This window comes from Paucisalibacillus globulus DSM 18846, assembly GCF_000482485.1.
Classification (GTDB): domain Bacteria; phylum Bacillota; class Bacilli; order Bacillales; family Amphibacillaceae; genus Ornithinibacillus; species Ornithinibacillus globulus.
The window spans coordinates 165,677-180,942 of record NZ_KI519435.1 but is presented as its reverse complement, the minus strand read 5'-3'; the positions used below and the strand labels follow the sequence as shown (position 1 = coordinate 180,942).

General features: G+C 36.8%; 9 protein-coding genes. 7 read left to right on the top strand and 2 right to left on the bottom strand.

Translation table 11 applies throughout. The features are described from left to right. Nucleotides 1–7 precede the first annotated feature (7 nt). The 6 genes from K332_RS0112990 to K332_RS0112965 all read left to right on the top strand — a co-directional run bounded on the left by K332_RS0112990 (nucleotide 8) and on the right by K332_RS0112965 (nucleotide 10,164). The gene (locus K332_RS0112990) at nucleotides 8–1,306 is read left to right on the top strand and encodes a four-carbon acid sugar kinase family protein (RefSeq protein WP_026907840.1); all 1,299 of its coding nucleotides are present in this window, start codon (nucleotides 8–10) and stop codon (nucleotides 1,304–1,306) included. Beyond that, a complete protein-coding gene (pdxA, locus tag K332_RS0112985; protein ID WP_026907839.1) occupies nucleotides 1,303–2,319 on the top strand; it encodes a 4-hydroxythreonine-4-phosphate dehydrogenase PdxA in 1,017 nt (338 codons plus the stop codon). The genes K332_RS0112990 and pdxA overlap by 4 nt, the downstream gene beginning before the upstream one ends. 103 nt (nucleotides 2,320–2,422) lie before the next feature. Next, the gene (locus tag K332_RS0112980; RefSeq protein ID WP_026907838.1) at nucleotides 2,423–3,826 is read left to right on the top strand and encodes a GntP family permease; all 1,404 of its coding nucleotides are present in this window, start codon (nucleotides 2,423–2,425) and stop codon (nucleotides 3,824–3,826) included. A gap of 616 nt (nucleotides 3,827–4,442) precedes the next feature. Further along, nucleotides 4,443–5,642 carry an MFS transporter gene (locus K332_RS0112975; protein ID WP_051359458.1) on the top strand — a complete coding sequence of 400 codons (1,200 nt, stop codon included), beginning with the start codon at nucleotides 4,443–4,445 and terminating at the stop codon, nucleotides 5,640–5,642. 166 nt (nucleotides 5,643–5,808) lie between these two features. Beyond that, the gene (locus tag K332_RS0112970; RefSeq protein WP_026907836.1) at nucleotides 5,809–8,979 is read left to right on the top strand and encodes a DEAD/DEAH box helicase; all 3,171 of its coding nucleotides are present in this window, start codon (nucleotides 5,809–5,811) and stop codon (nucleotides 8,977–8,979) included. 669 nt (nucleotides 8,980–9,648) lie between these two features. After that, a complete protein-coding gene (locus tag K332_RS0112965) occupies nucleotides 9,649–10,164 on the top strand; it encodes a CBO0543 family protein (protein WP_051359457.1) in 516 nt (171 codons plus the stop codon). Nucleotides 10,165–10,237: 73 nt separating this feature from the next. Here the strand turns inward: K332_RS0112965 and K332_RS0112960 are convergent, their stop codons facing one another. Continuing rightward, nucleotides 10,238–11,533, bottom strand: coding sequence for a hypothetical protein (locus tag K332_RS0112960; protein ID WP_245604682.1), 1,296 nt, complete (start codon nucleotides 11,531–11,533; stop codon nucleotides 10,238–10,240). A 258-nt stretch (nucleotides 11,534–11,791) separates the two neighbouring features. Further along, complete coding sequence (locus K332_RS0112955; RefSeq protein ID WP_026907833.1) at nucleotides 11,792–13,411, bottom strand: long-chain fatty acid--CoA ligase; 1,620 nt, start codon at nucleotides 13,409–13,411, stop codon at nucleotides 11,792–11,794. A gap of 492 nt (nucleotides 13,412–13,903) precedes the next feature. On the opposite strand from K332_RS0112955, the gene K332_RS0112950 reads away from it, so the two are divergent. Continuing rightward, on the top strand, nucleotides 13,904–15,253 hold the full coding sequence (locus tag K332_RS0112950; protein ID WP_156914202.1) for an MATE family efflux transporter: 1,350 nt from the start codon (nucleotides 13,904–13,906) through the stop codon (nucleotides 15,251–15,253). Nucleotides 15,254–15,266: the final 13 nt, after the last annotated feature.

Genomic DNA, 15,266 nt, shown 5'->3' with positions numbered 1-15,266 from the left:
ATATATCATGAAAGTTGGGGTTGTTGCTGACGATTTAACCGGTGCAAATGCCACGGGCGTTCGACTAAGTAAACAAGGATTCACTTCTGCGACTGTAGTATTTAATGATACTATTCCAGATTTGGTGGGATTAAATGCGGTTTGTATTGATACGGATTCCCGTTATGCTTCAGACCAGATTGTTGAAAATAGAGTGAAGAATGCAACACAAAAGTTCCTCGAATGGGGTGCTAAGGTTATTTGTAAACGAATTGATAGTACGGTTCGTGGGAAAATCGGACTTGAAATTGATACCGTTTTAGAAGCTGTCGGCGGAAATAGTGTTGCTGTAGTTGTTGCCTCATTTCCTGATTCAGGTAGGGTCTGCTCTGGAGGATATTTACTGGTAGATGGTGTCCCCGTACAAGAAACAGATGTAGCAAAGGATCCCGTCATGCCAATAACAAAGTCTTACGTTCCATTAATTATTTCTGAACAAAGTAAATATGAAGTTGGACATATTGGACTCGATATCGTCTTATCCAATACAAGCGACATTAAAGTTGAATTGGAAAGACAGATAAAAGAAGGAAAACGGATTGTCGTGGTTGATGCTGTAACCGATGAGGATATTGAAGAGATTGCTGAGGCAATGACACAGATTAAACATGTTAACCTTATTCCTACTGATCCGGGCCCACTTACTGCTGCATATTCAAAAGCGTATACCCATCAGCATTCTGAAACTAATAAGGTAATTGTGACAGTAGGAAGTGTAACAAGTAAGTCTGGTCAACAGCTTCGGTACTTAATTGATAAAACAAATTCTACTCCTGTTTACGTTTCCGCAGAAAAGCTAGCTACAATGGGGCAAAGCTGGGATAAGGAAGTAGAAGGAGCGATTCAAATAGCATTGGAACGCATTAAAGAAGATGATGTATTAATCATTACTACTTACAAAGAAGGCAGCGAATTAGTAAACTTTAAAGCCATTGCAGCCAAAGAAAATACAACACAAGATGCTTTGGCAAAACGTATTACCGATGGTTTAGCTAAAATAACAAGACGAGTAATGGAAAAAACAAATTATCCAATCCAAGGTTGCTTTACAAGTGGAGGAGATGTAACTGCCTCTCTATGTGCATTAAGTATGGCGTCTGGGATTAAGTTGGAGGATGAAGTATTACCGTTAGCTGCATACGGAACTTTTATCGGGGGGCATTTCCCTGGCTTACCAATTGTAACAAAAGGCGGTATGGTAGGGGATAAAAAGGCTATTTACGCAAGTGTTAAATATTTGAAAACAAAAAGGAGTGCTGAGAAATGACACAGGTAAGAGAAATTATTGCAATTCCAATGGGTGACCCTGCAGGGATTGGTCCGGAAATCACTGCAAAAGCATTAGCAAATAAAGAAATTTATGATATGTGTAAACCGGTTGTAGTTGGGGATGCCAATGTATTTACGAAAGCAATTGAAATTGTTGAAAAGGACTTGAAAGTTAATATTATTTCATCTCCTGAAGAGGGACTATATGAGTATGGCACAGTCGATTTTATTGACCTTCATAACATTGATATGAACGAATTAGAGTATGGTGTCGTACAAGCGCAATGTGGTAAAGCTGCTTTTGAGTATATTGAAACGTCTGTAGGTCTTGCAAAAGAAGGCAAAGTGAAAGCGTTAGCTACAACACCAATTAATAAAGAATCGTTAAAAGCAGCAGGAGTTCCTTATATAGGGCATACAGAAATGCTTGAGACATTAACGAATACAAAAGATCCATTAACCATGTTTGAAGTTCGCAATATGCGTATCTTCTTCCTTACTCGTCACCTGTCATTAAAAGATGCCATTGCAGAAATGACTAAAGAACGTGTGCGTGATTATTTGAATCGTGTGGATAAAGCGATGCAACGACTTGGTCTTGAAAATCGTAAAATTGCGGTAGCAGGTCTTAATCCACATAGTGGAGAAGGCGGATTATTTGGAATGGAAGAAGTAGAAGAAATTCGTCCTGGTATTGAAGCTGCGATTGAGGATGGAATTGATGCCGTAGGACCAGTTCCTGCAGACTCTGTATTCCACCATGCGCTAAATGGGAAATTTGATGCAGTATTATCTCTTTACCATGACCAAGGGCATATTGCTGCTAAAATGACAGATTTCCATAGAACGATTTCTATCACGAATGGACTTCCTTTCTTAAGAACATCTGTTGACCACGGTACTGCTTTTGATATCGCTGGTAAAAATATTGCAGCAAGTCTAAGTATGGAAGAATGCATTAAACTAGCTGCGCAATATGCACCTAAGTTTACTGCTGAAACAATGGAATAAAAATAAAAAACAGAAAATTATACGCTGGCTGAGGATATTGAGTTATTCTCAGTCAGCTAAGGGCTCAAATGAAAGCCGTTACAATTGGGAGGGAGAAAGTAACATGGAAGTTTCAGGAACTCAAATGATCATAGGACTTGTATTGGCTGTAGCTGTCTTAATCTTATTAGTTTTAAAAACAAAGATTCATGCTTTCCTTGCATTGATTATTGCTGCATCTATTGCAGGTATCGTTGGTGGGATGAAGCCTACAGATGTAATTAGCACGATATCAAGTGGATTTGGAAGTACACTAGCCTCCATCGGTATTATTATTGGACTTGGGGTTATGATGGGAAGAATATTAGAAGTATCCGGTGCAGCGGAAAAGCTTGCCTATACATTAATTAAAACTTTAGGGAAGAAAAAAGAAGAATGGGCAATGGCCGTTGCTGGTTATATTGTTGCGATTCCGATCTTTGTTGACTCAGCATTCGTAATCTTACAACCATTAGTGAAAGCTTTATCGAGGAAAACAGGAAAGTCCGTTATTGCTCTAGGTGTAGCACTTGCAGTTGGGTTAGCTGCAACACACCATGCAGTACCACCTACTCCTGGACCATTAGGTGTAGCGGGAATATTTGGGGCAGATGTCGGTTTAATGATTATTGCAGGTCTTTTATTTTCTATTCCAATTATCATTGTTGGTGTGTTTTACGCGAAGTGGGTTGGTAAGAAGATTTACCAAGTTCCAGAAGAAGAAGGAGAAGGATTTGTACGTTTAGAAAGCGATAAACAAGTATACAAAGAATTCTTAGATGCAGTGGATGAAAGGGATAAAGAACTACCATCATTCATGAAATCGATTTTACCAATTTTAGTACCAATCTTTCTAATTTTCTTAAATACAACATTAGGTGCACTAGATAGCTCAGGGGCTTTGGCAATAAATGATACACTTCTATCCTACATTCAATATCTAGGTAATCCAATCATTGCTGTTGCATTAGGTTTAATTATTGGTATTTATACGTTGGCAAATCATTTGCGACGTGACGAAGCGCTTAACCGTATGGAAGAAGGTATTCAAACAGCAGGTATTATCTTATTAGTATCTGGTGCTGGTGGTGCATTTGGTGAAGTGTTACGTGTAAGTGGTACAGGGGATTACATTGCAGAGCAAATTGCAACATGGCCAATACCAGCAATATTAGTACCATTCTTCATTGCGACATTTGTACGTTTGGTTCAAGGTAGTGGTACGGTAGCCATGATTACCGCAGCATCTATTTCGGCGCCAATTGTTGCTACATTAGATGTTAACTTAGTATTAGCTGCTCAGGCGGCTGCATTAGGTGCGATGATCTTCTCGTACTTTAATGATAGCTTATTCTGGGTAGTAAATAGAATGCTAGGAATAAAGGAAGTAAAAGAGCAAATCTTAGTATGGTCAATTCCAACAACGATTGCTTGGGGAGTATCATTAGTAATGCTAGTTATTGCTGACTTTGTTATCGGTATGTTTTAATAGAAAAAAGGACTTTGAGGCGTAAATCTCAAAGTCCTTTTATATGTAGTTGGAAAAGTTCTTTGTGCTTTGACTTAGATAGAATCTATGTCCAGTTCTAAGTGCAACTTCGAGACTGATATGTAGGGATAACAAAGGAAAGAAAAATTAACTTTGTCAAAATACGAATACATGTTCGTGTTTTTGGTAAAACTATGCTATAATCGAGGACAAGATAATGTTCTGATGGGGTTATACATTAATTGTGTGGAGGTGATGCTACTGGGGATGTATGAAGTAATGATTATTCTTGGAAACTTTGGCACGTTGCTGATTACATTAATTGCGTTGATTGTAACAATGATCAACAAGAATTAAAAATAGATCCACTAAATTAGAGGACCTATTTTGTGCTTATATACAGTACCCCGGAGAGAACCGCTTATCAAAGAGTTCAGTTGCAGCTGGACTCTTTTCATATACATTCCACAGTATAACATTATTTAGTATAACAGTGTAAGGACACTTTCTAAAATACTATTACATATAGAATGAAAACTTCTTCCTTGTCCCCCATTCCAATTCTAATAAGACTCCTGTATAATATATTTCGAGTATCGAAAGAAGGGAGAAAACTATGGGGGCACATGCTGAAGTACAACACCAAGAAGTAATACAAGAAAAAATTTGGACGCGAGACTTTGTATTAATATGTCTGGCTAATTTTTTTATCTTTTTTGGGTTTCAAATGACCTTACCAACACTGCCATTATTTGTGAAGGAACTTGGTGGCAGTGATCAGTTAATTGGCGTTATTGTAGGAATTTTTACTTTTTCAGCCCTTGTTTTACGTCCATATGCAGGGCATGCGTTAGAGTCAAAAGGACGTAAATTTGTATATATGACTGGACTCGCGATATTTGTTATTTCTGTTGGTGCATTTGCTTTTATCACGAGTATTGCATTTTTATTAATTGTCCGGGTTCTACAAGGTGTTGGTTGGGGACTATCGACAACAGCAACTGGTACAATCGCAACAGATATCGTTCCCGCAAAGCGACGTGGAGAGGGACTCGGGTATTTCGGTTTATCGGGTAATATTGCCCTAGCTATCGGACCAGGCTTAGGACTTGCATTGGTAGGCAAAATTTCCTTTATGTCCTTGTTTTTAATTTGTGCAGCTTTTGGTTTAGTAGCTCTCCTTCTTTCGTCAAAAGTTCGGTATAAAAAGGTGGAGGAGATACCAGATAGGGCGGTTACTCCAAGATTTGATATTTTTGAGAAGACAGCGATTCAACCATCCATTCTAGTTTTATTTATCACCTTTACATTTGGGGGAATTGCAACATTCTTGCCACTACACGCTATTGAGCAAAACGTCGCGGGAATTGAAGCGTACTTTCTTGTATATGCTGTATTTCTATTAATCTCACGAACCTTTGCTGGCAGAATATATGATAAAAAAGGTCATTTATACGTATTCTTACCGGGGACCGTCATGATTTTTATTGCGATGATCCTCTTGGCATGGTTACCAAGTACTTTTATTTTACTGCTAGCTGCAGGACTGTATGGATTAGGTTTCGGAAGTGTTCAGCCAGCCCTACAAGCATGGGCGGTTGATAAAGCTGCAGGGAATAGAAAAGGAATGGCCAATGCAACATTTTTCTCTTTCTTTGATTTAGGAATAGGATTTGGTGCATTAACATTCGGGCAAATTGCGTTTCTTTTCAACTATAGTACGATATATGCAACAGGGGCGGGCTCTATATTAGTATCTATGTTAATCTATATTCTTTTAGTGATAAGAGCAAAAAAACAATCAGTAAGTCATTAAATAAAACGAAGCAATTTGGGAAATTGCTTCGTTTTTTGCACCTAAGAGGTATATTCTAGCTCTGCTTTTCCTATCCTATAAGAATAGAAACGAATCCATTTAAATTTATCCCAATCTCTTATACAATGAGAGTATAAAAGCGTTTTAAAAGGCAGGTTAATAGATTTTGAAAAAACTAAGTGAGATCAATATCCAAAAGCTATTTCCATCATTAATCTATAAACGTGGATTAGAATATTATAATAAAGGGCATGTTTCTGATTTATCCTATGATATCAATTACAATGTATGGACAGCAACAGTACAAGGAACCGAAGATTATTTTGTGGAAATTAATATGAAGGATTTTGAAAAAGGGTCGGTTGATACATATTGTGACTGCCCAGCTTTCCATTCTTATGGGTCTTGTAAGCATATTGCTGCTACATTAATTGGAATTGCCAACAAGGAAACACCACAAGAGATGGCTTACTCAAATTATGACTATGAAATTACTAATCGTTTTATCCGAGCGTTAAGTAATGTTGGTCAGCCTTCTGAGATGACAGAGATTTTGCCAGAAAAAGCCGCCCTTCATGTAGAATATATATTGAAATGGTCCTATGATAGAAATCTATTAATTGAACTAAAAGCAGGAGTTACCCGTGATTATGTAGTGAAAGATGTCCATGAATTTCTCCAAGATGTTTTAAGTGGTAATGAGCATTTCTTCACGAAAATGTTTGCCTATGCGCCAAGTCAGCATTTTTTATTGCCAGAAGACCAGGAGATATTTGAACTTCTTGGCTCTATCCAAAAGAATGAAAAAATCTATGATGGGTATCATGTCTATCATTATCGGGGTAACGTGAGTGATAAACGATCGATTACGATTCCGCCTTTAATTGCTGAGAATTTACTTGAGAAGCTTCTTCACCGTGATTTCGTGGTGGAAGCAAATAGTCGTACATTTTCCAATCTTGCTATGGAAAAGGGGAAACTTCCATTCCACTTTGACTTAAACAAAAATGAACGGGATGATTTACTCTTAACGATGCATGAGGTAGACGGCAGTGTGTATTTCAATAATTACGAAATGCTATTTTATAACGGAATCTTCTATTTCCCATTGAAAGAACAAATACCGATACTAGAGCTAGTCAGTCAGTTTGGGAAAGTTGAACAACAGCTACCTATTTCAAAAAAACAAGCGGATACCTTTTTATCGGAAGTACTTCCTTCCTTAAAGAAAGTTGGGGAAGTTGAAATTTCTGAGAAGGTTTCATCAGAAATTATTCAGGTCCCACTTAGAGCAAAGCTTTATTTAGAAGCAAAGGAAGAATGGATTACTGGTAGATTAGAATACCATTATGGGAATCATATGATTGATCCGTTTGGTGGTCGTGAGAATCATGAAGTGATTATTATCCGGGATGTGGATAAAGAGAAGCAAATTATGCAGTTAATTGAATATGCTAACTTCCATTATAATGGTAGAGAATTATTTATTGATGCCGATGAGGAAGAATTGTACGACTTTCTGTATAAGGTTTTGCCGGTTCTAGATGAATATGTTGAATTATTTCTAACGTCTGAGGTTCGTGGTTTTATTATCGAGAATGAACCAATTCCAAGAACAAGTGTAAGAATGGAATCCTCTAATAATTTACTGGAAATTGGTTTTGATATGGATGGCATGGATGATTCGGAAATAAATAAAATTCTAGATGCTGTTATTGAGAAGAAACGATACTATCGCTTACAAAGTGGTGAAATGCTTTCCCTAGAAGGGGAAGAATTTATCTCTATCCAGAACTTCTTTCGGGATATGGATATCCATAAAAGTGATGTTCAAGATGGAAAAATCCAAATGCCAGTATACCGTGGTACGCAGATTGATGAGCTAATTGATACAAAGAAAAACTATGATCCAGCTTTTAGAAACCTACTCCATCAATTAAAAGAACCAGAGGAACAGCATTATGAGCTTCCGAGTATATTAGATGCTTCTTTGAGATCGTACCAAATGACTGGTTACCAATGGTTTAAATCACTAAGTCAATATCACTTAGGTGGTATATTGGCAGATGATATGGGTCTCGGAAAAACATTACAGAGCATTGCGTATTTAGCATCGGAGCTTGGCGATCACCCACATCTAATTGTGGTACCGTCATCGGTTGTTTATAACTGGAAAAATGAGTTTGAAAAGTTCACGCCTACCTTAAATGTGCGGGTGATGACCGGTACTCCACAAGAACGTCAAGAAAAGATAAAGCTCTATAAGGATGCTGACGTTTGGATTACTTCCTACGCAACATTGCGACAAGATATTGAAGAGTACCGTGAATTAACATTTCAAACTGTAATCTTAGATGAAGCACAATTTATTAAGAACTATGCAACCAAAACATCAAAAGCAATTCGGGAAATAAAGGCAGGCCGTCGATTTGCATTAAGTGGAACACCAATTGAAAATTCGATTGATGAGCTATGGGCGATTTTTCAGGTGGTATTACCGGGGCTTATGCCAAATCAAAAAGCCTTCAAACAACTATCGCATGAAAAAATTGCATCTATTTCTAAACCATTTATATTACGTCGTTTGAAAAAGGATGTTTTAAAAGAACTTCCTGATAAGATTGAATCGGTTAGTGTATCTGAGCTAACAAATGAACAAAAAGAGTTATATGTTGGCTATTTAAGACAAGTACAACAGGAAGCAGCACAATCTATAAAAGAGAGTGGATTCCAACATAATCGGATGAAGATACTAGCTGGATTAACCCGGTTGCGACAAATATGCTGTCATCCATCTCTGTTCATAGAGAATTATGCAGGCAAGTCTGGAAAGCTTGATTTATTAATGGAAACAGTCGAAACAGCTATTGCCAATGGGAAGCGGATGTTGATTTTCTCTCAGTTTACCAGTATGCATGAGATTATCATCGGAAAGTTAAAAGAAGCGGGAATCGATTACTTCTACTTAAGTGGAAAGACCCCATCTAGTGAACGTGTAGAGATGAGTGATCGATTTAATGAAGGAGAGAAAAGTGTATTTCTAATTTCTCTAAAAGCTGGTGGTACAGGTCTGAATTTAACCGGCGCAGATACCGTTATTCTATATGATTTGTGGTGGAACCCTGCAGTTGAGGATCAGGCAACAGGTCGTGCACATCGCTTTGGGCAAAAGAATGTCGTCCAAGTAATTCGTCTCATTACAGAAGGAACAATTGAAGAAAAGATTTATGAATTACAACAAAAGAAACGCGAACTAATAGATAAAGTCATCCAACCAGGAGAGACCATGTTGTCATCCTTAAGTGAGGATGACGTGAGAGAGTTGCTAAGTATATAAAATAGAAAAAGCGCCGCAGATTTGTGGTGCTTTTTTTGTAGTAGGAAAGTATAAAGAGTTTCCGCCAACATAAGAAATCCCTACAAAACCATATAAATTCCATTTTAGAATATCTTTATAAGCAAATCACAATTCTATACATCATTTCGATAGGAAATCCGGTTTGAAATGACAAATAGAGCGCTTCTATACATCATTTCAAACTCAAATCCGGTTTGAAATGACAAATAGAGCGCTTCTATACATCATTTCAAACTCAAATCCATTTTGAAATGACAAATAGAGCGCTTCTATACATCATTTCAATCTCAAATCCATTTTGAAATGACGAATAGAGCCCTTCTATACATCTTTTCAAACTCAAATCCATTTTGAAATGACAAATAGAGCCCTTCTATACATCATTTCAATCTCAAATCCGGTTTGAAATGACAAATAGAGCGCTTCTATACATCATTTCGAAGTCAAATCCATTTTGAAATGACAAATAGGGCGCTTCTATACATCATTTCGATAGGAAATCCATTTTGAAATGACAAATAGAGCCCTTCTATACATCATTACAAACAAAATACCAGTTCGAAATGAAGTGCAGTCTCCTTCGTCACAAGAATATTTGTTAGATACTTGTAGATATTAAACAATAATATTTCTTATGGGAGTTTTGTTATGGCATCTTATCGAAAAGAAAAGACAATCTTAGCTGCCTCTATTATCACAAGTGTTGTATTAGTACTTAAATTTGTGCCAAGAAATAAAGTTCGACCAGCAATATTATCTTTTCTCTTCAAGCAGGTGATAACTTGGCTTTTTGGCTTACTTGTTGTTGAAAAGAATCTGATCAAGTATCCATATCGGGTATTTTTCAAAAAAACATATAAGGCAAGCTTTAGTTTTGAATTCATTGCTTACCCTGCATTTTGTATTCTATTCAACTTGTATTATCCCGAGAAGAAGAATATATGGATAAAGGTAACATACTATTTCATCCACACATCAATTCTCACAGGATTAGAAGTATTGATGGTTAAGTACACGAAGTTAATTCGATATGTAAAGTGGAAGTGGTATTTTAGTTTTATTACAATGTGGCTTTCTAATTATCTTTCACATATATTTTATAGGTGGTTCTTTAAAATTAAAAAACATCCAATCCTTCCAAGAAAAGAATTGGATACTCCTTAAAAGACGGATACTAAAGAGGATAATCACGTATGTAATTGAATCATACATACATGATTATCCTTTAATCAATAAGTCACATATTTATTTGAAATAATTTTCTTGGTCTACCTTTGACATATGGCTTTTCTTCCCCAACTACCTTAATTACATTCCCGGTCAGTAGCTTATTCACCGTTCTTTCGGCACTTCGCTTTGTTACGCGATAATAATTAGCAATGTCATTTGATGAAAATGGCTCATTATTTCGTAGTTGAACAAAGTCGATAAAATTATATGAAAGCTCGTTATTTAGCTTTGCCTTATGAATAAGAGCTTGATAGAGTCTTGAAGTGTCAAAGTGCTTTTTTACACCGAGTGGTCCAATGGTTTCCCCGCGGTCATTCACGATATAACAGCTACTATTACTATCTTGAACACATGCACCCAGTGCAAGTTTTGCATGATCTTCAGCTTGTTTTGCAGTTAAACCGAGTCCGAAACCAATTTCTACTGATGCATCTAGTGCATTTTCAATTTCCTTAATAAGGGGAAAGTCACGATAATGATTCGTAATATGATCTAAAATACCTCTTGTACCAAAGATGACATATTGATTTTCATTATTAGTAAGTACGGAGGCAAATGTTTTATGCCCGAATTTAAGTAGAATTTGATAAAGCTTAAACTGGAGATCCTTTAGGTATAAATCTCCTTTTTCTTCTGTAACTTTTACGATATCTTTTATTCGAATATAGCCGGCTACGATTTGTGCACTTTTACTCATATTTAAAGTAGCGATTGATTTGCATTCCTCCATAGCACGGTCCATATTGCGTTTTGGAATAACCATTTGGTAAGTTGGAATACCATGTTCTTTAAGACTTTTTTCTACTTCATGTAACGAGGTAAGCACATAATCAATTTTACCTTCTTCAAAGAGCTGTTTATGATAATTTACAATTTGACTAGTATTTACTTCTTCATCTTGTTTGTAACTATATGTATAAATGTCATCGCCAGCTAAATTTAATTCGGAAAGCACTTCCGAAACATGTATTTCATCTAGAACATCAATGGATAAACGATGTAATTGTTGATGGTATTTATTTTTTAAATGGTAAAATGATGTTAGAATCATATACTCATCAAAGGCGACTTGGATAGCGGGTAATCGTTTTTTCTTAATTTTACTTTGTGCGTGTAGATATGGAAAACATTCTAGAAATAAATAAACATCGCACATAAAGGCCTTTTCAATTAGATCGGCAGCTTCACTTGCTTTTCTATAAATAAAAGGTATAACTTCGATATCATGTTGGTCTGTTACATAATCTTGGAACCGGTCGACTAATTCACTTCTTCCGAATAAAGCAACCTTTATTTTCACCATTCTTCCCTCCTGAATGTAATGATGGGGTCTAATCGATTGTTCAATGATGTTACCTATTAAAGGAACATTTGTTATATTTTATGGAAAATTCAGTTAATTAATAGTAAAAGATTAACGCCTATTTAGTGAACTAATAAGCGACAAGTTTGCCAATTTATCTTAGTCTAAGGAATTTTCGCAATATTGTCAAGTAGTTAAAATATTAGAATGCAGATAGTATTTAATAGAGGAGCCTCATAGACTCCTCTAATTATATCTTTACTCTTGTGGGCTATACCTTGATTTTACTTGTTCACGAAGTTCTCTCTTTAGGAATTTGCCTACTGATGATTTAGGGATTTCTTCAAAGAATAGTACATCATCTGGTAACCACCATTTTGGAAATTGTGGTTTTAGAAACGCTAGAATATCTTCTTTAGTTGTTTTATCTTCATAGCCTTCATGTAAAACAACACAAGCAATTGGTCGCTCTTGCCATTTTTCGTCTGGAATGGCAACAACACTCGCTTCAAAAACAGGACCGAATGCCATGATAGCGTTCTCAATTTCGACTGAGGAAATCCATTCGCCACCGCTTTTAATTAAATCCTTTGTACGATCAACGATTTTAATCGTTCCTTCTTCATCAACTGTTACAACATCACCGGTATAGAACCATCCATCTTTAAAGGCATCCTGGCTACGGCTATCCTTGTAATACTCAGCTGCAATCCATGGACCTTTTAATAATAATTCGCCCATGTCTTTTCCATTCCATTCCACATCACCATGATCACTAATAACCTTCATTTGAAGACCAGGGACCAGTATACCTTGTCTGGCACGTTCCTGAAATTTATCTTCTTGTGTTATAACTGATTGATAGCTCTTTAACCGAGATATTGTTGCAAGTGGAGTAGTTTCTGTTGCGCCATATGCATGATAAAATGGTATGTTATGTTTTTCTTCAAATGCCTTAATTAATCCAAGTGGAGCGGCCGAACCGCCACATAATACTGCTCTTAGACTAGAAGTATCATAGTTACCTGTTTCTAACTCTCGTAGCAGGCCCAACCAAATAGTTGGTACTCCTGCCGTAATCGTTACGTTGAAGCGATCAATGAATTCCGCTAAACGTTTTGGTGTAAAACGAGGACCGGGTAATACTTGTGTAGAACCGAACCATGTACAGGCAAATGGTGTACCCCATGCATTTACATGAAACTGTGGTACAACGGGCATGGAGATATCAGATTCTGATATTGCTGCTGTGTCAGCCAGTCCTAAAGCAAAGCTATGAAGTACAATTGCTCTATGGGTATATACAACTCCTTTTGGTTTACCAGTTGTTGCTGATGTATAACACATACCAGCAGGTTGATTTTCATCAATATCTTTTACAAATTCATAGGATGGATCACCAGTTGAGAGTAGCTCTTCATAAGAGTAGAGTGGTTGAATAGTAGATTCTGGAAGTTCAGCTTTATCCGTCATGACTACAAAAGCTTCTACAGTAGTTAAGTGCGTGTGTATGTGTTCAATAAGAGGCAAAATATCTTCGTCGATAAATAGTATTTTATCTTCTGCATGATTAATAATGTAGATAATATCCTCAGGGGAAAGACGAATGTTAATCGTATGTAGTACAGCGCCCATACCTGGTGCAGCAAAGTAAATTTCTAAATGGCGATGATGATTCCAGGCTAAAGTGCCTACCCGATCTCCTTTATTGATACCAAGCTCATTCAAAATACTCATTAACCGCCTTGTTCGCTGACCAATTTCCCCATAATTTAACCGGTGTAGATTATCATGTGTCTGGGATATAACTTCTTTCTTCGGGAAAAAACGTTCAGCGTGTTCCATCATTGATCCAACCGACAGTGGGACTTGCATCATACTAACTATCATCTCCTTTAATAATTTGGCCCTTTTAAGTAGATTATTGGGTTTGCTAGAAATCTTAGCAGTAGAAGTGTGAGAATTATTTCAAAGGACTGCAATATACATTTATATACTTAACTATATAATATCACATTATTTTGATTGTTTGTAATAAAATTAATATTTATCGTAGTTGTGTTAAAATTTAACAATAGATAATGTTATAAAACTAAAAAGGGTTATCTTTTTTTTCTCTTTTTCGACAGATAAGAAAGGTATAAAGTTTTGGCTTTGTTAAGTTCTTGTGCAGGAACAGCCACGTCTCACTCCGCGCCCAGGGACTAGCGAGACTTCCCTCGCCTCCGTACGATAAGTCAACATCGACTCCCTACGGTCGTCGTGTTTCCTTTATCTCCTACGGCTCAGTCCAGTCCGTAGTCCCTAACCGGGCGCTTGCGCTTTTGTTCTGTTAGAATAAGTACTGAATGAAGTATGAAAGGTTGTTTTATTGTGAAAAAGCAACATGATTTTACACAAGGTAATATTTGGAGACAATTAATGGTCTTTTCGGGACCGATAATGCTAGCAAATTTGCTCCAGACCTCTTATCAATTAATCGATAGTTTATGGGTAGGGAATTTGCTTGGCGCCGATGCCTTGGGTGCAGTAGCTATATCTGGAACTATTATTTTCACCGTATTATCCTTTATCATTGGATTAAACAATGCGGCATTAACGATTCTTTCTCAACAAAAAGGACAAAAGAACTCAGATGGTCTGAAGCGATATTTAAATGCTTTTGTTGTGTTATTATCCATCATGTCTATTTCCCTAGGAATAGTGGGGTTTATATTTGCGGAAAATCTTCTGCTTTTATTAGGGACACCAGCTGAAATTCTAAGTCTAGCCACATCCTATTTACAGATAAATTTTCTTGGGATGTTATTTTTATTTGGCTATAACTTTATAAGTACCGTACTACGTGCATTAGGGGATAGTAAAACTCCGTTGCGATTTGTATTTATAGCGGTGCTATTAAACCTTGTTCTAGATCCTATATTTATTTCTGTGTTTAAATTAGGGGTAGAAGGTGCAGCATATGCCACCATTATTTCACAAGGATTTGCTTTTCTTTACGGAGTTTTCCATGTGCTAAGGAAAAGACTTGCTCCATTTACTGTACCGAGCCTTCCAAGTTTTCAGGAGATTAAGCTTATCCTAAATTTAGGAATTCCATCAGGATTACAAATGTCCGTTATATCTGCAGGTTCCGCGGCAATAATGAGTGTTGTAACTTCTTTCGGTTCCTCAGTAGTTGGCGGATTTGGTGCTGCACAACGTTTGGATAGTATCATTATGCTTCCAGCGCATGCACTGGGAACTGCAGTTGGTAGTATGGCAGGGCAGAATATCGGAGTAAGGAATTGGGAACGTGTTCATAAAATCGCAAAGTATGGTGTCCTGTATAACTTTACGGTAATGATCGCTATTGGGCTATTCGTTGTTCTATTTGCAGAGCCTGCTGTTCGTCTGTTTATTCACGAGGAAGAGGCTGTTAAATTTGGTGCAACTTACTTGAAAATTATTGCACTCTGTTATCCATTTTTAGGAATTAACTTTATTTTAAATGGTGTTGTTCGTGCGGCGGGAGCAATGTACCCGGTGTTGATTCTCAATATTATTTCGTTCTGGATACTAAGATATCCACTAACTTTTCTATTCTCAGAATTATATGGTGAGAATGGGATCGCAATGGGGATGGGAGTAAGCTTTATTATTAGTAGTGTATTTGCATATATGTACTTTAGATATGGGAAATGGCGAGATAAAGTTCTGTTTAAAGAAAGAAAAAGATGAATAGTTATACACA

Excerpts from the sequence above, each read along its gene's own strand:
- K332_RS0112965 (WP_051359457.1), top strand. The coding sequence starts at position 9,649 with ATGGCATCTTATCGAAAAGAAAAGACAATCTTAGCTGCCTCTATTATC.
- K332_RS0112955 (WP_026907833.1), bottom strand. The coding sequence starts at position 13,411 with ATGATGCAAGTCCCACTGTCGGTTGGATCAATGATGGAACACGCTGAA.
- pdxA (WP_026907839.1), top strand. The coding sequence starts at position 1,303 with ATGACACAGGTAAGAGAAATTATTGCAATTCCAATGGGTGACCCTGCA.
- K332_RS0112975 (WP_051359458.1), top strand. The coding sequence starts at position 4,443 with ATGGGGGCACATGCTGAAGTACAACACCAAGAAGTAATACAAGAAAAA.
- K332_RS0112960 (WP_245604682.1), bottom strand. The coding sequence starts at position 11,533 with ATGGTGAAAATAAAGGTTGCTTTATTCGGAAGAAGTGAATTAGTCGAC.
- K332_RS0112980 (WP_026907838.1), top strand. The coding sequence starts at position 2,423 with ATGGAAGTTTCAGGAACTCAAATGATCATAGGACTTGTATTGGCTGTA.
- K332_RS0112990 (WP_026907840.1), top strand. The coding sequence starts at position 8 with ATGAAAGTTGGGGTTGTTGCTGACGATTTAACCGGTGCAAATGCCACG.